Source organism: Brevibacterium sp. CSND-B09 (assembly GCF_052906525.1).
Genome location: NZ_JBREGI010000001.1, coordinates 2,111,803 through 2,131,362 on the forward strand (window position 1 = coordinate 2,111,803; position 19,560 = coordinate 2,131,362).

Annotated in this window: 17 protein-coding genes; 9 read left to right on the plus strand and 8 right to left on the minus strand. The window is 63.6% G+C overall.

What is annotated here, in order from left to right; all coding sequences use genetic code 11:
* The first annotated feature begins 293 nt into the window (after positions 1-293).
* Positions 294-1,670, plus strand: coding sequence for an NAD-dependent succinate-semialdehyde dehydrogenase (locus ACU4IU_RS09510; RefSeq protein ID WP_446656556.1), 1,377 nt, complete (start codon positions 294-296; stop codon positions 1,668-1,670).
* A gap of 78 nt (positions 1,671-1,748) precedes the next feature.
* Here ACU4IU_RS09510 and ACU4IU_RS09515 read toward each other — a convergent pair whose 3' ends face one another.
* Positions 1,749-2,609 (minus strand): nucleotidyltransferase domain-containing protein, encoded by an 861-nt coding sequence (locus ACU4IU_RS09515; RefSeq protein WP_446656557.1) that lies wholly within the window; start codon positions 2,607-2,609, stop codon positions 1,749-1,751.
* A 125-nt stretch (positions 2,610-2,734) separates the two neighbouring features.
* Between ACU4IU_RS09515 and ACU4IU_RS09520 the strand changes: the two genes are divergently transcribed.
* The 5 genes from ACU4IU_RS09520 to ACU4IU_RS09540 all read left to right on the plus strand — a co-directional run bounded on the left by ACU4IU_RS09520 (position 2,735) and on the right by ACU4IU_RS09540 (position 7,713).
* Positions 2,735-3,835, plus strand: a complete 1,101-nt coding sequence (locus tag ACU4IU_RS09520; RefSeq protein WP_446656558.1) for a MerR family transcriptional regulator — start codon at positions 2,735-2,737, stop codon at positions 3,833-3,835.
* Between the two features lie 11 nt (positions 3,836-3,846).
* Entirely contained in the window at positions 3,847-5,058 is a 1,212-nt protein-coding gene (locus ACU4IU_RS09525; protein WP_446656559.1) for an MFS transporter, read from the plus strand.
* 216 nt (positions 5,059-5,274) lie between these two features.
* Positions 5,275-5,865, plus strand: coding sequence for a hypothetical protein (locus ACU4IU_RS09530; RefSeq protein WP_446656560.1), 591 nt, complete (start codon positions 5,275-5,277; stop codon positions 5,863-5,865).
* Positions 5,866-5,953: 88 nt separating this feature from the next.
* A complete protein-coding gene (locus tag ACU4IU_RS09535) occupies positions 5,954-6,556 on the plus strand; it encodes an NlpC/P60 family protein (RefSeq protein ID WP_139909426.1) in 603 nt (200 codons plus the stop codon).
* Positions 6,557-7,119: 563 nt separating this feature from the next.
* On the plus strand, positions 7,120-7,713 hold the full coding sequence (locus ACU4IU_RS09540) for a hypothetical protein (RefSeq protein ID WP_446656561.1): 594 nt from the start codon (positions 7,120-7,122) through the stop codon (positions 7,711-7,713).
* A gap of 52 nt (positions 7,714-7,765) precedes the next feature.
* On the opposite strand, the gene ACU4IU_RS09545 is transcribed toward ACU4IU_RS09540, so the two are convergent.
* Positions 7,766-8,026 carry a hypothetical protein gene (locus ACU4IU_RS09545; RefSeq protein ID WP_446656562.1) on the minus strand — a complete coding sequence of 87 codons (261 nt, stop codon included), beginning with the start codon at positions 8,024-8,026 and terminating at the stop codon, positions 7,766-7,768.
* Positions 8,027-8,055: 29 nt separating this feature from the next.
* Between ACU4IU_RS09545 and ACU4IU_RS09550 the strand changes: the two genes are divergently transcribed.
* Positions 8,056-8,268 (plus strand): hypothetical protein, encoded by a 213-nt coding sequence (locus ACU4IU_RS09550; RefSeq protein ID WP_446656563.1) that lies wholly within the window; start codon positions 8,056-8,058, stop codon positions 8,266-8,268.
* 190 nt (positions 8,269-8,458) lie between these two features.
* Here ACU4IU_RS09550 and ACU4IU_RS09555 read toward each other — a convergent pair whose 3' ends face one another.
* The 6 genes from ACU4IU_RS09555 to ACU4IU_RS09580 form a co-directional block, all read right to left on the minus strand.
* A complete protein-coding gene (locus ACU4IU_RS09555; RefSeq protein WP_446656564.1) occupies positions 8,459-9,577 on the minus strand; it encodes a hypothetical protein in 1,119 nt (372 codons plus the stop codon).
* On the minus strand, positions 9,567-11,165 hold the full coding sequence (locus ACU4IU_RS09560) for an ATP-dependent nuclease (protein ID WP_446656565.1): 1,599 nt from the start codon (positions 11,163-11,165) through the stop codon (positions 9,567-9,569). The genes ACU4IU_RS09555 and ACU4IU_RS09560 overlap by 11 nt, the downstream gene beginning before the upstream one ends.
* Positions 11,166-11,902: 737 nt before the next feature.
* A complete protein-coding gene (locus tag ACU4IU_RS09565; protein ID WP_446656566.1) occupies positions 11,903-12,133 on the minus strand; it encodes a hypothetical protein in 231 nt (76 codons plus the stop codon).
* Between the two features lie 49 nt (positions 12,134-12,182).
* Positions 12,183-13,448: a M20 family metallo-hydrolase gene (locus tag ACU4IU_RS09570; protein WP_446656567.1), complete on the minus strand. Its 1,266-nt coding sequence runs from the start codon at positions 13,446-13,448 to the stop codon at positions 12,183-12,185.
* A gap of 116 nt (positions 13,449-13,564) precedes the next feature.
* Complete coding sequence (locus ACU4IU_RS09575) at positions 13,565-15,313, minus strand: thiamine pyrophosphate-dependent enzyme (RefSeq protein WP_446656568.1); 1,749 nt, start codon at positions 15,311-15,313, stop codon at positions 13,565-13,567.
* Positions 15,314-15,401: 88 nt separating this feature from the next.
* Positions 15,402-16,733 (minus strand): MFS transporter, encoded by a 1,332-nt coding sequence (locus tag ACU4IU_RS09580; RefSeq protein WP_446656569.1) that lies wholly within the window; start codon positions 16,731-16,733, stop codon positions 15,402-15,404.
* A gap of 190 nt (positions 16,734-16,923) precedes the next feature.
* Here ACU4IU_RS09580 and ACU4IU_RS09585 point away from each other — a divergent pair, with 190 nt between their 5' ends.
* Together ACU4IU_RS09585 and ACU4IU_RS09590 are read left to right on the plus strand one after the other, a co-directional pair.
* Entirely contained in the window at positions 16,924-18,138 is a 1,215-nt protein-coding gene (locus ACU4IU_RS09585) for a PucR family transcriptional regulator (RefSeq protein WP_446656570.1), read from the plus strand.
* A gap of 268 nt (positions 18,139-18,406) precedes the next feature.
* Complete coding sequence (locus tag ACU4IU_RS09590) at positions 18,407-19,435, plus strand: LLM class flavin-dependent oxidoreductase (RefSeq protein WP_181271861.1); 1,029 nt, start codon at positions 18,407-18,409, stop codon at positions 19,433-19,435.
* Positions 19,436-19,560 lie beyond the last annotated feature (125 nt).

Below are 19,560 nucleotides of genomic sequence, written 5' to 3' on the forward strand. Positions count from 1 at the left end.
CGACGACGAACCGATCGCCGGGTCGGTGGGCGGCCGCCTCGGCGAAACTTGGTGACCTGTATTACGATCAAGTCGGAATGATCGTTCGCGCCGGTTCGGGCGCTTCCGTCGATGGTATGGGTGATAACTGACTGCGGTGATGGGGCCGCAGCGACGCCATTCATCGCCTCACAATCCCCATGTCCGGGCGCGCTGCCCTGGTCGCAGCACTGACCGCCCACCAGAAATTCTCACCATTGACCGTCTCCGGTCGCGCAGATGCGATTCCGACCCGAGACTGCGAAGGAGCAACCATGTCGAACTATCGTGTTCAGAATCCCGCCACTGGCGAGGTCGTCGAGACCTTTCCCGAGGCAACGAATGCCGAGATCGAGTCCACAGTGACTGCTGCCCAATCCACGTACCTGATGTGGAAGGACACCGACATTCAGGAGCGGGCCGGGGTTGTGCGTCGGGCGGCGGAGATCTTCCATGAACGCAAGGACGAACTCGCCAGAACGATCTCGGTGGAGATGGGCAAGTCGTATGCCGAGTCCGTTGACGAGGTCGAGTTCGCTGCCGACATCATCGACTACTACGGCGTCCACGGCCCCAGTCTGGCCACGGATTATCAGATCCCGTCGACCATCCCCGGCACTGCACGCATCGAGTCTCTGCCGGTCGGTGCCCTGTTGGGTGTGATGCCGTGGAACTTCCCTTACTACCAGGTCGCCCGGTTCGCTGCCCCGAATCTGGTGTTGGGCAATACGATCATGCTCAAACATGCCGATATCTGTGGACGGTCGGCACTGTTGATCGAGGAGATCTTCCACGCCGCCGGAGTCCCTGCCGGCGGGTACTCCCACCTTTTTGCCAACCATGACCAGATCGCTGCGATCATTGCGGACCCTCGGGTGCAGGGTGTGTCGTTGACCGGGTCGGAGCGGGCGGGTGCGATCATCGGTGCCCAGGCCGGTCAGAACCTCAAGAAGGCCGTGCTCGAGCTCGGCGGGATCGACCCGATGGTTGTTCTCGACGCCGACGATGTTGCGGCGGTGGCGCGTGAGGCGTGGGAGTTCCGGACGTATAACGCCGGACAAGTCTGCAACTCGAACAAGCGCCTCATCGTTATGGACGACATTTATGACGACTTCGTCGCCGAGCTCGTGAAGTTGGGGACCGGGTTGACGCCGGGGGATCCGATGAATCTGAGTGAGGGTGAGTATGTGCCGCTGTCGAGCCGTGCCGCCGCGGAGACCGTTGATGCGCAGGTGAAGAAGGCCGTTGCTGAGGGGGCTCGGGTGCTCGTCGGTGGTGAGCTGGGCGAGGGCCCGGCGGCGTACTATTCGCCGACTGTGTTGGTTGATGTGCCCCGGGATTCCGAGTCGTATGGTGAGGAGCTCTTCGGGCCGGTGGCCACTGTGTTCAAGGTCGGCAGTGACGAGGAGGCTCTCGAGTTGGCGAACGATTGTGCTCTTGGTTTGGGTGGGTCTGTGTTCTCGACTGATGAGGGGCGTGCTGATCGTGTGGCGGCTCGTCTTGAGGTGGGGATGACGCATGTGAACACGATTGCGGCGGAGGCTGCTGAGCTGCCGTTCGGTGGGGTGAAGCGGTCTGGTTTCGGTCGTGAGATGGGTCCGATCGGGATGGGCGAGTTCGTGAATAAGCGCCTCCACTTCATCGCGAAATAGGGGCAGTTCGGCTGACCCCAAGATCACCGCAACCGTCGTCGAGTTCCCGGCGGCCGCTCAACCCACCACGGTCGTCGATCAGCCGAGTGATGCGGTGATCATGTCCTCCATCGCCTCGGCGGTCAATGCCCGCCACTGTGCACGTGACGGTGCGGACGGGATCCGCGCGCCGCGCACCTTGGCCAGGGCCACCTCGGTGATGGGGGCATGCTGAGGGAATGCGTCCAATCCGTGGCGACCCGCTGCCTCCTTGCCGATGATCTCACCGGTCGCGAGAGTGCGATGCATGCGCGCGGGACCGAGCACGCACCACGCAACCGTGCCGGCGCTCAGTCCCCGCGGGGACGTGAGGAGACGATGGAACAGCGTGCGTGGAGTTCTCCGCGGTCGGTCGCGCAGCTGTGCGACCAACGGAGTCCAGTACTCGCGCAGGTTCGTGCGGACCCATGGTCGAAGCGCCTCCGGCTGCGCATCGAGACCCCATGCAGCGATCGGTCGTCCCCGCACAGTGATGCCGCCGTCGACGAGCTCCTTCCAGATCACCGGATTGACGTCGAACGCCCCGTGCGCATCGAAGATCTCACCCGTATGGGAAGCGATCGGTCGGATCTCGGTGACGGGGCGACTGACCTCGGATTCGGCGATGAAGACGGTATTGCAGCACGCACTCACACCTCGCCCGAGCGCCGTCCCTGCCACCAGGCGGGGCACCTGCGAGAGGTGGAGCAGCCGCAGCCGCTGAATGAGATCCGGATGGTTCTGCCACTCATCGGCGATGACCGCGACGAGGTCGATGTCGCTGCGGCCCGGACGATAGGCGCCGAGGGCGATCGATCCGGTGACGGCGCAGGCGATGATGCCGCCAGGCAGGATCCGATCGGCGGCACGTAGGTAGGACCTGATGGCGGTTGCGGCATCTGGCGGCAGCGGCGCGGACATGGGATCAGCGTACACAGGGGCAGGGACCTGGACTCAGGAACTGTCCTGTGGGTCCGACGTGCCTGCGCAACGACTTTCTCCCGCACTCTTGACCTTCAGTCAGGGTGAAAGTCGATGATGGGTCCATGGATCCCACCCGCGAACCCGACACCGCACGAGTGCCGCAGTCGACGAGCCGGTCGCTGCAGACGATCGGTGACTTCGCTCGTGCCGTCGGGCTCAGCGCCAGCGCCCTGCGCGGGTACGACAGCAGCGGTCTTCTGTCGCCCGCACATGTCGAGGACCGGACAGGCTATCGGTACTACGCGCTCGACCAGCAGCAGCGTGCGATCTGGATCCGACGTCTGCGTGACGCAGGCTTTCGGCTGAGCACGATCGGGACCATCCTCGACAGCGAGCCGGCGATCGCCGAGGCCATCCTCGACGACTGGCTCGCCGAGGCCATCGGACGAGCCGAGTCCGCCGCGGCGCTGGTCGACGACTTGAGATCGGTGCTCCGATCCCGGACCGAGACGACGACGCTCAGCCGCGCTCGGGTCGACTCCGCCGTGCTCGCCGCCGCGGTGCGCCAGCTGGCGCAGCCGAAGGGGACGGACCCCGCCGATTCGCCCTTCGACCACCTGAGTGTGGAGATCAAACCCGACGCCCTCACCTTGGCCGTGACCGACGGTTATGTGCTGATGGCGCGCACGCACATCCCCGCCGAGATCGATGCTCCGACGCCCGCAGACGGTCCGAAGAGGCCGGTGGGGGTGTCGACGGTTGTCACCGCCTCGGCGCTGCTGTCGCTCCCGACCACGAGCTACGAGGTGACCCTCACGATCGCTGTCACCGGAGGATCCGTCGACCACCCCGAACAGGTGCGCATGTCGATCGAGCACTCCGACGGAGAATCGACGACCCTGTCGCAGTCCGACCGCCGGTTCCCCGACATCGGTCGCACGGTGGAGGCGGCCGCCGCACGCCGCAGAGGCAGAAGCCTGTTCTCACGCGAAGAGATCCTGCGGCTCGTCGACGAAGCCACAGGCCGGTCCCCTGAATCCGGAGTGCGGCTGCCGAGGGACGCGTCGAGGTTCGAACTCTCCGCCGGCTCCATGAAGTCCATCGTCGACGCGGGTATCGGCGACGAACTGACCTGCGACTGGGGCAACGAGGACGATCCCCTCATCTGGCGTGCTCCCAGCCAACCTGACTTCGTGGCGCTCGTCATGCCCCGCAGAGCCTGAGCCCCGTCGATATGGGTGCCTCAGGCAGGGACCGGGTCCCGCTGCCGAAGGGATTCAACGCTTGGGTGCTCACCTCGGTCGTCACCGAACTCGGCACCGGAGTCCTCGCGTTCGCTCTGACCTGGGTGGCCTCCGGCTACGGCCCTCATCTCGCTGCCTGGGTATTCACGCTCACCGTCCTGCCGGCGGTGCTGCTCGGGCTGCTCGGCGGCGCGGTCGCCGACAGATTCGGGCCGCGTCGGGTGATGCTCGCGTGCACACTCGCCTTCGTGCTCATCGGCTCGGGGATCGCACTCGCCGTTGCCGTCTGGTCGGCGGCTCCGCCGGTGCTCCTGGCGGCCGCCGTGCTCATCGGGTCGGCGGCAGCGTTCTATCGGCCCGCCGTCGGAGTCTTCCCACGGCTCTTCGTCCCCGAGAGATCATTGGGCACAGCCATGGCCCGATCGGGCATGGCCGGACAGCTGGCGCGCACCATCGCCCCGCCGCTGGGCGGAATCCTCATCGGGATCATCAGCCTGTCCGGGGTGGCACTGCTCGATGTGCTCGGATGCCTGATCATGCTCATCGCCCTGCTTGCGATCCGACCGCCTCGGCGAGGGGATCACCTGCCCGACCCGGTCAGCGTGCGCGGAATCGTCGACGGGGTGCGAGCGGCGCGGACGACGCCGGGAGTGCCGGCGCTGCTGACCGGTGTGTCCCTCATGGCCGGAGCCGTGATCCCGTCGGTACTCCTCGGCATTCCCCTTGCCGCCCGCGAGCGCGGCTGGACCGCCGCCGAGGCGGGGCTCATCGAATCCGGATGGATCGCCGGGGGCCTGCTGACGAGCGCCGTGTTCGCATGGCGCGGCATTGCGAATCGGGTGTGGACTCCGATGGTCATCGGTCCGTGCGTCGTGGCCCTGGGGCTCATCGTGCTGGCTGTGTCGGCCGACTGGCGAGTGGGTCTCGCAGCGACCGCCCTCGTCGGGGCCGGGGTCGTGGTCTTCACTGCGCATGTCTTCCCGGTCTATGTGCTGCTGGCACCTGCGTCCAAAGTATCGAGATTTCAGAGTCTGCTCATCGTCGTCCAACAGGCACCTCAGGTCATCGTCAATCCGCTCATCGGTCTCATCGTCGGACTGCTCGGCACCGGCGCCATGATTGCGGCAGCGAGTGTCATCGCAGTGGGTGCCTCCTTCGTCGTCGGGCGAGATCGGACGCTGCAGGCTTTCAGGTCCGAGTGACCTGGTTCACGTGGTGTTGAACTCGTGTTGAGAACCCTGTGACGTGATGTTGAAACGGAGTTTGTTGAGGCCTCTCATCGGATCGGACAGTCTGGAGGACGTGAGCGAAACGACAGGATCGCTTGCGTGATCGATGCTGGTTTCCGATCGCTTCCCCACTCAGCTGGTCTCGAGTTCTCGCTCACGGCAACTGCCCCTCAAGAGAACAGGAAACCGATGAAACTCGTACGCAGAATTGCAGTGACAGCCCTTTCCGCGGCTGTCATCGCCGGCGGTGTCTCCATGGCGACCGCCGCGTCCGCAGAGCCGGCTGCAGTCTCAAAGGAGGCCGCTCCGTTCACGAGCAAAGCACTCGACGGCGGCAAGGTTCCGAGCGCTCAGGACGCCACTCAGCTCACCCAGGAGCAGATCGACAATGCGCGCACGATCATCGCCGTCGGCAAGGGCGCGGACCTGTCGACGCAGGCGCAGAAGATCGCCGTGATGACGGCCCTGCAGGAGTCGAGCCTCTACAACCTCGACGGCGGAGACCGCGACTCCGCCGGACTGTTCCAGCAGCGTCCGTCCATGGGCTGGGGCACTCTGGCCCAGGTGACCGACCCGGTCTACGCCTCGAAGTCGTTCTATGGCGTCAACCCCGAAGGCTCGAACCTCGGCCTCATCCAGATCGAAGGATGGGAGACGATGGTCCCGGGAGCCGCAGCTCAGGCAGTGCAGGGCTCCGCCTTCCCCGCCGAGTACGACAAGTGGGATCCCTTGGCGACCGAGCTCGTCAACGGCAACCAGGATGTTGCCCCGATCAGCTGAGACCCGTTCCGCTGACCTGAAGTCGCACCACCCGAAACCGCACATTCCGAAATCACACATGCACACCCGAGAACGATCAGGAGAGATGATGAAGGTTTCACGCACACTCACCACCACCGTCCTCACCGCAGGTCTCCTCGCAGGCGGCACCATGATGGCCACCGCACCCGCTCAGGCCGACGCTGCCCCGGCACACAGCTACGCAGCACAGGGAGATTCCGGCAAGGCCACGACCGCGCAGTCGGAGTCCGGCCAGAAGACATCCACCCAGGCCGATGATCGTCGCGATGAGATCATCAGCCGCGCCCAGACCTGGGTCGACCAGGGAGTGCCCTACAACTGGGACACCACCCATCCGGATCCACAGGGCAAGCAGTACCGCATGGACTGCTCGGGATTCGTCTCGATGGCCTGGGGACTCGACGACAGCCTCAACACCGTGACCCTGCCGGATGTCTCCCACAAGATCGATAAGGACGAACTGAAGCCCGGCGACGTCCTGATGAAGGGCGGCCCCGGCACCGAAGGCGCCAACGGCCACGTCGTGATCTTCAACGGTTGGGCCAACGACGATAAAACCGCCTATCACGCCCTCGAGGAGAACGGTTCGCTCGGCTCGGTCGCCCACGAAGTCTCCTACCCGTACGACCAGGACGACAGCTTCGTCCCCTACCGCCTGAACGGCCTCTGATCTGAACTGCCCGTGATCCGGCACTGATCCGATGCCGATCCGGCGGCTCCGATCCGCCGACCGTACTCCGCGCACCTGAGCGCACATCGTCGCCGCGCCCCTCCCATGGGACGCGGCGACGACGCGTCCGACGAGGAGGGCCGCCTCGGAGGAACAGGGCCGACCTCGAAGTGTAGGATCGCCGAGGATCGACCCCCATTGATCGCCGCCAGCGCCTGAAATTTCCCTGGCTCGCGCCTGCGAACCGCCGGACGAGCGGATCGAGACCCCGGTCACGGTCGGGTGGGAGCACTGCTGGTGACCGCGCGGCGTTCAGCGAACTCTGATCGCATGCACACGGATCCGTGACGATTCGTTGCGGCGAGAATAAGTCATCTCGAAGTCTCTCTGCATTGAACAGGGCCAATCGGTCCGTCAGTGTTGTGTGGGGCGATTCCACGGCACCTTCTGCATTGGTGTTCCTGTGCCGACCACAGGGCAGATGCCGCAGAACCCACCACGTGTGCCGCGCACCAGGAATCGCCGACCGGGTCGAGCACCCGATCAAGAGAAAGTGAGAACAGATGAAACGTGCGCGCACACTTGCGGTGACTGCACTGTCCGCAGCCGTCCTCGCCGGGGGAGTCTCCCTGGCAACGGCGACCTCGGCCACGGCCGACCCGATCTCCGGAGGCGTCAGCCAGGAGGGTGAAGCAGCCCAGTCCGACGCCGGCTCGACCGGAGGGATCGACGACCCCGATGAGCTGAGCGAGGAGCAGATCGACAACGCGCGCACCATCATCGGCGTCGGCAAGGGCGCGGACCTGTCGAAGGAGGCTCAGACGATCGCCGTGATGACCGCGCTGCAGGAATCGAGCCTCAACGACCTCGAAGGAGGCGACCGCGACTCCGCCGGTGCCTTCCAGCAGCGTCCCTCGATGAACTGGGGATCGGCCGACGAAGTCACCGACACCGTGTACGCATCGAAAGCCTTCTACGGCGTCGACTCCGGAACCGACAATCCGGGGCTGACCCAGATCGACAACTGGGAGAGCATCGAACCCGGTGACGCCGCACAGGAAGTGCAGCACTCCGGATACCCCGACGCTTACGACAAGTGGGAGTCGCTGGCGAAGAAGCTCGTCGACGAGAACCAAGACGTCGACTCCATCGACTGATGCCTACTCAGCAGGTCTCTGCGTCCCCGCGGTTTGGTTCAACGATCGGCAATCAGGCCAGCGCGCCGGCGGCGAGCCGGCGAACCACCTCGGTGAGGTGATGGAGACCTGAGACGAGATCCTCGTCCTTCATGTTCGTCGAATCGTGCACGGCCACGGTCATCACCTTCGCCGAGGTGAGTCCCAAGTCGTCCGCGACCGTGCGGGCCAGTTCGACCCCGTCCTCGGAGTACGGGTTCTGATCCCAGCTGTGCTCGGCGACGATCTCGATGCCGACGCGATCCTCCTCCTCGACCTTCGCGATCGTGGACATGAGGGAATCATGGGCGGCGGCGATTCCTCATGCAACTCGCGAAGCTGAGCTACAACCGGGCCAAGCAAGCCCTCGCCGTGTTTCGGCCCGCGCTCGGGCTGGCGGTGGAACATGAGGTGATGCTGCGCAATCCGACAGAATATGTCTCGCGGCTGCGCAGGCCAGCGTCGACACCCAACGCGATTCGTACAGCGATCGCGTATTGGGCAGCCGGGCGCTCGTCTACGGCGGTCGGTCGTTGAGGCTTGCTGGTAGGTAGTGCGGAGTTTGTTTGCGGGGTGCCTTCGCCCGTCATTGGGATCTCGCTTTCCACCGGGCAAGGTTCGCGCTCGAAGCAGCTGAGGCGCTAACTCGGGCCACGTACTCAGGCAAACTGTTGCCCGCTGGCTCCCGTGACTCTTCCTGGATAACTCACGATTATCCTGGATCTGTTCATTTGGGGGTCCAGAGCGAGACTTGTCCCGCAAAATCCTGGTGAAGTTGCCCGTACAGGCGTGCAGCGTTCTTGGTCACGAGCGCTACGCTGTATCTCGCTCGCGTGGCCGCAACGTAGAAACCGCAGGCCGTGCTGGGGGTTAAGAGTTCCCTCTTCTTGAGCCACTTGCAGATCGGCCCTGTAGAAGTCGCGACTATGACCACTCGATCCCTTGTTAGACCCTTTGAGCCTCCGAAAGTGAGTAGCTCTGACTTGGGAAGCTTACGTTGACTCGATCGCGCCCACAGGATTGTCGGGGATGTATCCCAAGCAGTGACGTATAAGGAAAGGTCGCTGTCGTCGACGAGAAATACCCCATCGTGCCCGGTCTCTTCAGTCTGAGTTGAAGTAGTCGCGGGCAGTTCCAAGGCAGGATCGTGAATGAGATCCGAAAAAGAGGCGATCGCCTGATTGAAGCGGGTAGTCGTTTCATTGAACGTAAGGTCACAGACTCCTGCGTCATTCTTTTCGCGGAACCAGTGCATCACCTGCACGCCCCTGTACGACCTATTTGCTCGATCAGAACGAGACGTGGTCAGCACGGCCTGCCGGACGTCGCCTGTCACGAAGAGGTTGATGCTGGACTTCATGAGAGCCTCGAGGATGACGAGGTCGTTCCCACCAAGATCTTGGATCTCATCGAAGTAAAGATTGTTGTAGATTCGCTCGAGGCGTCGGATCGGTGCATTGGATGTGGCCTGCATCACCTTCTTTGCAAGGGTTCCGAGGCGGGTGCTGTAGGGCTGATGATGGTCGTTGAGGTAGTACTTCCAACCCGAGCGATTCTTCGGTATTTCGGCGTCGCTCTGCACGAAACACAGACCTGTCGCAACGAACCCCGGATGCAGTTTGGGAAGGTAGGGTCGGATGATGTGTCTCACGAGGAACGCAAACCAGCCCATGGTTTCGTGTTCACTTGCAAGCAGTCTTGGTAAGCGCGAGGAGATTTCGTTTTGACCGTTGGTCGTGAAGGTGATCGAAGCTGAGCGAGTGCCTGCCTGCTCTGCAAGGATACGGCTTGCTATTTCTGCGGTCTTCCCGCTGCCAGCCACAGCGACTCTGACCTCAGCCGGCATCGATGAACTCGATTGCTTCTGTGATGTAACTAGGCCATTCCAAGGTCTCGGGGGTGTTCGCGATGCGCCAAGCCGCTTCGGTCTTGTCGGAGAGCATATGCGCTTCAACGTCTTCATCTGCACCCATCCCGAAGATGGTGCGAAGCTTTTCTTCTCCGTTGGCGGAGATAATCTGCGGCTCTAGAGTTCTCCCGCAGCCCTCAGCGCCCACGAACAGTTCACGTGCACCCGCTAGTAGAAGGCTCCCTGCTTGAGATTGCCAGTGAGCGGGAGACTTGCCGTCATTGTCTCGTAGCACGGCGATCTTCTTTCCGAGGGCGGAAGCGAGTTCGAGGGCGCGCTTTCCACGTGTCCCAAGAGCCACTACATCGATACCGCGGTCGCGGGGTTCAGCCCCTTTGATTCGCTTGTACGCAAGGTTGAAGACCATCTCATCGGAAGGCCCTTCAACGACAACGACCTTGCTCGCGATCGCGAGACGCAAGGTGTCGTAGCCAGACTGCTTCTGGAAATAGGCGATCGTATCCTCGGAGAATACATCACTGTTGAGCGGAACAATTCGCGCATCATGCATGAGGTGTAGCATGTCGAATCCAAGGCGGTTGAGGACAAAAGAACTATGTGTCGTAATGAAAAGCTGTCGCCCTGCAGCGTTTGCCTTGATGATGTCGATCATCTGCGTTAGCTGCGTATGAGATAGATGGTTTTCGGGTTCCTCCACGAGTACAAAGCGAGTGTTCGCTGCACTGCGGCCCATCGCAAGCGCGATTTTGGTTGATACCTGCCGACCCTGACCGAGGAATGAAAACGGCGTCTCTTCGATGTGTGGAGTAACTGCGACGTCCCAGTTCGCATTCGCGCTTTGATCCATCTGTAGGCCGACACCGAAAGAGTTCCCGTCGTCATGGATTCGACGGTTGACGTCTCTTAGGACCCCTGATGTTAGCGCTCCTTTCGCCTTACGGTGTTCTAGAGCAATCTTTGCGCTCTCAGCTGGAGTTACGAAGTCCCGCAGCAACTGACGCATCTTGTAGTCGATTCCTGAACTGCTCGAGGAATTTCCAGCACTTACTGTTGCAATCCCCAAGCCGCGCGGTTGGCGCGTGATGAGTGACCCTTCGAAGCACCTCCATTCGGCAACGAGCAGGTCTGTGGGAATGAGTTCAGGCAGGTCGTCCTGAGCAAGATAAGTAGCGAGTTCAACGCTACGTTCTGGGTCGGGGACGACTTTTAGGCGCAGCCCCGGGCAATCTATCTGCTCCGAGTTGTGCAGCCCGCAAAGACGTTCTGCGCTCGGTGTGTCCTCGGTGAAAAAGATTTCAAGATCGATCAGGGGAAGATCCGGCGATTGTCCATTACGCCTTGCTTCAAAGAACTCCGCAACTACATTCTGATTAAACCAGTAGGGGTTGAGATCGTCGTTTGCCCACCGTCCCCTGACACGCCCAGAGACGACAAGCGAAATTACCTCAAGCAGAGTGGATTTTCCTGCCTCGTTGTCACCGACAAGAATGTTAACTTCAGCATTCGGCTGGAAGTCCAGATCTTTGAAGCATCGGTAGTTAGTCGCCTTGATACGAGTGATCATGTCTTTGAGTATGACAGCGCTGTAATCCCAGTCAACTCACTGTGTGTATTACAAGGACAAGTGAGGCTGGTATTGCGGAGGAGCTCACCGCGAAACGAATCTTCATGGCCATTCCTTCGGTCTCTCAGCCTTATTGTGTGCTCGCGGTGTCCGACCGGACGATTGGCTCTCAAGTCTGCTTCGCAAGGTCATCAGGTATCCATCAAAATCACCCAAGACAGACCGCCGATGACTGGCTCTACTCGGAGTAAGCGAACTGCCTAGATCCCCGTAAACACAAGGGAAGTCGAGGGGTTCCTCAAGAACCGGGTCAGGAGAATTGAACCTGCGAGCGCCAAGGCGTTGCGGGTCTAGATCATGCCAGCCCGACGTTTGTCCAGGTGAGAAACGATTTCCCATCGAGGCGTTGTCGTATCTACCGTCGATGTGACCGCAAAAGTAACCGCTAGAAACTGAGGAAAGCCTGCTGTACGAGGTGGACGATCGAGTAGTCTCCGACGGGTGAGCGTCCTGTCTCCACGTAGCCGCCGCGCTCGTTTAGGGGCATGTTCGCGGTTGAGTGCTCTCCGGGTGAAGGGCCGCATCTCTCGTGCATCGGGGAACACGGTTTCAACCTCGGCAAGCAGGAAGCTCCCGACGCCCTATCCTCAGCTATCAAGCACCACGGTCAGGCGTCCGTGGTCGACTCCGGAGCCGACTCGACGGAGATGCACAGTTCCGACGAGTCGGCCGGCCTCTCACACGCCGAGGAAAGCCACGTCAGGATCGTTAAGCTCCGGACTCAGCTCTTCGAGGCTCTGGGTTAGCGTTGGCAGGTCGAGGTCGTGGTGAGCCTGTGGTTCGGCGACGTAGGCGGCGTACTGGGGCGTCATGACCTGTTCGGCAACGGCATCGCTCAGCATTGTGATGGTGTACTCGGTCTTCTTCGGCTTGCTGACCGCATCGTGGTTCGCTATGCACTCATCCATGCGGTGGCCCACTTTCACCACTTCGGCATCCCCGCGGCCACTCCACACCTCACCCCAGCGCGCCGGCGGCGAGCCGGCGAACCACCTCGGTGAGGTGATGGAGACCCGAGACGAGATCCTCGTCCTTCGTGAACTCGGCCAGACTGTGCGAAACCCCGTCGACGCTGGGAATGAAGAGCATGACGGTTGGCGCCTCGTCCTTCATATTCGTCGAATCGTGCCCGGCCACGGTCATCACCTTCGCCGAGGTGAGTCCCAAGTCCTCGGCAACGGTGCGTGCCAGCTCGACCCCGTCCTCGGAGTACGGGTTCTGATCCCAGCTGTGCTCGGCGACGATCTCGATCTCCACGCGATCATCGGCGCTGACCTGGGCGATCGTGGCCATGAGCTTCTCATGGGCGGCGGCGATCACCTCGGCGCTGGGAGAGCGCAGATCGAGCAGCAGGCTGACTTCGCTGGCGACGACGACCGGAGAATTCGGGTAGACGGTGAGCTGACCGCACGCGGTGTGCAGGGCACCGGGCTCGAAATCGTCGACGAGTTCCCGTGCGGCCACGACCAGACGTGCCGCACCGAGCAGGGCATCCTGCCGATCGGCCATGAGCGTCGACCCGCTGTGCGCCTGTGCGCCGGTGACCTTGAACTCGTACTTGTGCGCCGCCCACGTGGCATTGACGAGCCCGATCGTCACCCCGTCCTCTTCCATGCTGCGGCCCTGCTGGACGTGGATCTCCGCATAGGAGGCGATCTCCGGGGCCGTGAAGTCTCCGCGTTCTCCCAACTCATCGAGCGCCTCGGCGACGGTGACTCCCGCAGCATCACGCGTGGTCAGGGCCGCCTCCAGCTCGGCCTTGCCGGTGAAGACATTCGATCCCATCATCGAGGGCTTGAACCGGGAACCCTCCTCGTTGAACCAGTTGACCACGGCGAGGTTGAACGTCGCCTTCGACGGGTCCGCCCGCAGCTCATCGGCGATCGCGAAACATGCATGCGCCGAGGCCATCACCCCGTAGGCACCGTCGAAACGGCCGGCCGTCGGCTGCGAGTCCATATGCGAACCAGTCAGCACATACGGGGCCCCGGGCACGAGCTCGAGGAGCCCGAACTGATTGCCGATCGGATCCCGGTGCACGCTGAAACCGTGCTTGACGAGTAGCTCTTCGAACCATTTCCGCTGCTGACCATCGGCGGCGCTCGCCGCCTGCCGGTCGACCCCGTTCGTGCCCTCGACGGCACCGAAACGCGAATGCACGGCCCAATCGGCGAGGAACTCGGCTTCGCGATCGGCGTTGATCAGAGAGGGTGAAACGGTCATAGCGGGTCCTTTCGAGAGGTGTCGCGGGCGGGTGGGTTGCGACTGTGCGGGGGAGGTGTGCGGCGCCGGCGGTGCCGATGTCAGGTCGGTGGTGCCGGGTGGGCACCCAGGATGGATCAGGCGGTTTCGTCGGCGGCCGGCGGCATCGTCGCCGGATCGATGAGCACATGGATGAGGGCGGGCCCGTCGTGGGCAAGGGCCCGGTCGAGCGCCGGCCCGAATTCCTCGGTCGTTTCGACGCGCTCCCCGTGCCCGGTCGGCCCGGTTACGGAGGCCCCGTCGCCGTTCATGGACGCTTTGCTCGCCGAGGCGGCCCCGGAACTGCTGAGATCGAATGCCGACATCCACGCCGCGAAGTTCGGATTGACCATGCGCGTGCCCGAGGGCCGTCCCGGATAGTGATTCTCCTGGTGAGACACGATCGTGCCGTACACGCCGTTGTCGACGACGATGATGAGCGGTGATCCGCCGTGGGCGAAGGCCGTGGCGATCTCCTGACCGTTCATGAGGAAGTCCCCATCGCCGCAGACCGCGACCGCACGCCGCTCCGGGTACGCCAGAGAAGCGGCCACCGCGGCGGGAACGGCGAGACCCATCGCCCCGTTGCGGGCTCCGACGAGGCTGGACGGGCGCTCATGCCGGATGAACCGGTGCCCCCAGATCGTCGCATTGCCCGCCCCGTAGGAGAGGATCGCCTCCCCGCCGAGGCGGTCATCGAGAATCCCGAACGCCACCCCGAGATCGACCCCGGCACGGCCCGAATTCTCCGGTGTCGCCTCGGCGTCGGGGCGATGAGCGGCGAACCGGGACTGCGCGTCCGCGCGTCCCTGCATCCACTCATCCGTCCGGTCACCGCGCAGCTGGCTCGCATCCCGAACATCAGCGGCATCGGTCCTGGTCAGGGCGCGAGTGAAGGAGTCCGCGGAGGCGATGATGTGCTCATCGATGCGCCCTGCGTGCTGGGTGGCCTCCGTATCGAGGGAGACGAGAATGGTCTCGGCGTCGAAGCCGATCGTGTAGCCGTCGCTTAAGACATCGGAGCGGGTGCAGCCGACGAAGATGACGAGGTCCGCCTCGGCGAAACCGGCCGCCACAGCATCGGCACGACCGTAGCCGAGCCAACCCGCCCACGCCGGTGAGGAATGCGGAATCGCATCGTAGGCGCGCCAATCGCAGAAGATCGGCACCCCCGCCGAGGCGGCCAGACCGGCCAGCTCGGCTCCGCAGCCGTTGTGCCACCCATCCCCGCCGAGCACGAATGCGGGACGCTCGGCCGCCGCGATCCGCGAAGCCAAGCCATCGATGACGGCGGGGGCAGGGGTCGGTGGGGCCACCTCGGGGAGGGTCGGAGTCGGGGCTTCGGTGAGACGGACGAGGACATCCTCGGGCAGGCCGACGACGACGGGCCCGGGGCGACCGGATGCGGCGATGCGCAGGGCATCGGCGGTGATCTCACCGGCACGGTCCTCATCATCGATGGTGAGCACGCGCTTCGCCGTCGAGGAGAACCACTCGGGCAGGCTGAACTCCTGGAAGGATTCGCGGGAGCGATCGTTGAGGGGGACGAGGCCGACGAAGAGGACGAGCGCGGTTGCATCCTGCCAGGCGGTGTGGACAGCGATCATCGCATTCGCCGCCCCTGGACCGCGGGTGACCATGGCGATTCCGGGACGGCCGGTCATCCGGGATTCGGCCAGCGCCATGAACCCCGCACCGCCCTCCTGCCGACACACGACGGTCTCGATGTCCGCGTCATACAGTCCGTCGAGGACGTCGAGGTAGGACTCACCGGGGACCGCGTAGACGCGCTCGATGCCCGCGCTCTCCAGAGTGTCGACGATGAGGTGGCCGGCGGAACGCGACATGGTGTGGGTGTCCTTTCGACGATCGAACGGTGCGAGGTCCGGGGCTCCCGGACCGGTGCTGCGCTGGGTTCTCAGCGCTGTGCGGTTCTCAGTGTTTGAAGCCGGGCAGGTCGACGCTCATCCGAGGAGCGACAAAGCCGGCGAACGCCGTGAACAGGGAGAGGAAGACGAGCATTGCGGCGGCCGGCCACCAGTGGTCTCCGGCGGAGGCGACGAAGCTCGTGGCCAGCAGCGGGATGAACCCGGAGAGCATGCCTGCGGCGTTCTGCGCCATGCCCACACCCGTGTAGCGGGTGGTGGCGGGGAACAGTCCGGTGAGCACGGTGCCCGATGCCGCGTAGGGCAGGGACAGAGTGGACACGGCCAGGGTCATGGCGATGACGACGAGGACCGGGTTGCCGGACTCGAACATGAAGAACGCGGGAACTGCGACGACCGCCGAGGCGATTCCACCCCAGAGGATGACCTTCGAGGCTCCGAACTTCGTGCCCAGGGCACCGCCCCAGATCAGGGCGAGGATCTCGACGGCGGCGGCGACCATGCTGCCGAGCAGGAGGAGCGAATCGTCGTAGCCGAGGACGTTGACGCCGTACCAGACGCAGAATGCGGTGACGAGGTAGAAGCCGCCGACGCCGAGCAGAGCCGCGGCCATGCCGATGATGATCTGCTTCCACGAGTCACGGAAGGTGGTGCGGATGGGGCTCTTCTCGACCTCGCCGGACTCTTCGAGCTGACGGAAGACCGGGGACTCTTCGAGGCGGGAGCGGAGGTAGACGGCGACTACGAGCAGCGGCAGGGCCACGAGGAATGGGATCCTCCAGCCGAACGAGTCGAAGCTGTCCTGTGAGAACACCAGGGTCATGATGAAGAAGCCGCCGGAGGACAGGATCGTGCCGATCGGGGAGCCGATCTGCGGGATCGCTGCATAACGGGCACGCAGGTGGAGCGGGGCGTTCTCGACGACGAGCGTCATCGCGCCCGACCATTCGCCGCCGACGAAGAGACCCTGGAGGATGCGCAGGAGCACGAGCAGCGCGGGGGCGGCGAAGCCGATCGCAGCATAGGTCGGCAGGAGGCCGATGAGTCCGGTGACGACGCCGATGCCGATGATCGTGATGAGCAGAACCTTGCGGCGCCCGATCTTGTCGCCCATGCGGCCGAAGATCAGACCGCCGATGGGACGAGCGGCCAGCCCGACTCCGAAGGTGGCGAAGGAGGCCATGGCGGCGGCCGTGGCGTTCTCGCTGGTGAAGTACTGGACGTTGAAGACCAGGGCGGCCGCTGCCGAGAAGAGGAAGAAGTCGTACCACTCGAGGGCGGTGCCGATCAGGGCGCCGGCGGCGACCTTATTCGCGTCCTTGATGCTCAGTTCCGTTGTGGCATTGAGCTCGGCGGACGCCGTGGTGTTCTGCTCGCTCATGGATTCTCTCCGTCGAGTCCGGGGACCTGGGCCTGGTCGGTCGAGTCCGGGTGCGGGTGGTGCATCGGTCGATCGTTGCGATCGACCGGCAGGTATCGACCTTACAGAGTGCCACATGTCCTGATCCAGGCACATTTGTCGCCGAAAAGTGGGCAGTGCTTGTGCAGATGCACATATTCTGGAGTGTGTGATGGATGAACAGGTTGGAATTGCGGGCACACGACAGCTTCGGGACCGTCCGGAGCCCGGAGACGAACGCCGGTGGCTCGAGCTCCTCGACGCTCTCGATCTCGACGAGCTGACCGAACGGTTCATGATCCGTGTCGTCACGGTCTCCGGCTACGATCCCGCACCGATTCCGGTCTCGGAGCTGCGGCGGACCGGTCGGCTCTCCTTCTCCACCCTCATCGAGGGACTGCGCGCCGGCGGATTCGACGGCCCCGTGGCAGTGTCGACGGAGGTCGGGGTCTCCCGGGCACGGGCAGGAATTCCGCTCGAGGCGCTGATGACCGCGATCCGCCACGACTTCAATGTGCTCTGGGAGGTGCTCACCCGTGTGGCGAACCAGGAGGACGCCGAACTCGTCATCCGGCACACCGGCATCGTCTTATCCACCGTCGACGAATACGTTTCTCAGGTCCAACAGGCCTATACCGCCGAGCGCACCCGGATGCGCGCGGAAGAGGATTCGGTGCACGCGGGCCTCATCGCAAGCCTCTTCGACGATCCCGATCCCACCGCGGAGCGCCTGTCGAGAATCGCGACTGGGCTCGGTCTCGATGTGGACTCTCCGCTGCTCGTCATCGCCGCCACCGGGGACGACGTCCGGGCGCTGCGGGTGATCATCTCCGATCATGCCCGCGCGGGCGGGACCATGTTCACGCACCACCTCGGCGAGGTTCTCATTGCGTTCACGCAGATTCCGGGCGGTGCGGGCCATGCTTCCAGTCCGGTCGGGGGCGGAGTCGGCCACACTTCGGCGGGGCTCTCCGGCAAGATCGCCGAGGCCAGGGTGGGGTATGTCCGCGCCGACGGGATCGGCACCCTGCGGCGGTCGGCGCTGACCGCGCGAGATCTCGCCGATGTCATCGCCGCTGATGAGACGTCTGCGATGACATGGCGCAGTGGATGGGCGCGGTTGGCCGCACGGTCGCTCAACGCCGCCGGTAATCCGATCCTCGCCGATGTGGAGTCCGCGCTGTCCGCCTGCGGCCCGGTCGAGCGAGAGCGCCTCATCGAGGCGGTGCAGGTCTATCTCGCTTCGGGGAGCATCGGTGCGTCTGCCGCGCAGCTGTTCTGCCATCGCAATACCGTGGCCAATCGTCTGCGCCGCTTCGCCGAACTCACCGGGGTCGATCCGACGATCCCCGCCGAGGCGGCCCGCCTCGTCGTCGGTTGGGCGTGATTTCGCGATCTGGGAGTCATCGGGCGACCACGGCCGCATCGTTCATAGCGGCCCTCGCTTTTCGAAACCAAGCTCCGTCGTTCAAGGCGGCGAGCACTTGTCGAAAGGTGCACAGTTCGACATCCGCGCTGCGGCTTGAACGACGCCCCGCGATCACCTCGAGGGCCGAGTGTGACGAGCCTGGCTAGAGTTCTCAGGCGGAGCTGATAGAAGTCAAGCATTCAACCATCGTCGGACGATGCCTTCAAGGCATCAGAAGAGAGGCACCGTGAGCACGTCGACAAATGACCGAGTCGGCCATCTCGGGTTCATCCACCTCGTTCCCTTCGATCGCGATGATCCTGGTCGCGGCCTGGCCGAGGGTATCGAACTGTTCCGCTTCGCCGAGGAGCTCGGGCTCGACAGCGGATGGGTCCGAACTCGGCACATGCAGTCCGGTCTGCCGTCGCCGGCAGTGTACTTCGCTGCTTTAGCCCAGCACACGCAGCGGATCGGGCTGGGCAGTGCGGTGATTCCCGTCGGTCATGAGAATCCGTTTCGACTGGCCGAGGATCTCGCCGTTGCCGACGTCCTCTCCGGAGGCCGGGTTCTGGCTGGATTGAGCGTGCATCCGCCCGCATTCGCCGAGGAGGTCAATGACATCGTCCATGGTGAGGGATGGCGCGGCGAAGACTACAGCTACGCGCGCATCGAGCGTCTGCGTGATCTCCTCGCGGGAGGCTCGGTACGGGAGAAGCCCGAGTACAAAGGCTTCGGCGGGGACATCGATTCCGAACGGGTGGAACCGCATGCGCCCGGACTGAGCGATCGCCTCTGGTACGGAGGGGGATCGCTGCGCTCGGCCACCTGGTCGGGCGAGGCTGGATTGAACTGGCTGATGAGCAACATCACCTCGGCAGAGGACGGGATCGAGGACTTCTCTCTCAACCAGGTCAACCAGATCGAGACTTACCGCGAATCGCTCTCTGTTGAGAATGGACGAGTGAGCCTGGCACGCGTGATCGTTCCAACCGATAGCGCGAGTCCGGTACAGGCGGCCAAGTACCGGAAGTACGCAGAGGAGCGGACTCCGCGGACGAAGCAGGTCCACGGGAAGAACACGATCATCGCACCGGACCTGCTCGGCTCGACCGAGGAGATCGTCGACTACCTGCTGTCCAACCCGGCTTTCCAGGCTTCGGATGACTATCTCTTCGAACTTCCGTTCGAGTTCGAACTCGATGACTGGAAGCACATCCTCCACCAACTTGCCACTGAGATCGGCCCGAAGCTCGGGTGGACGCCAGCAAGCTCTTAGACGTCTCCCTCGGTGGGCACTGTCCGCCGCTGTTCGCTGCCTCGCTGTCGACGCTTCGTTCAAGGCTTCGCTCTTCGACCCAGCCTCGATCAAGGCGCAACTCAGTCCTCGAAAGGCGCACGGGT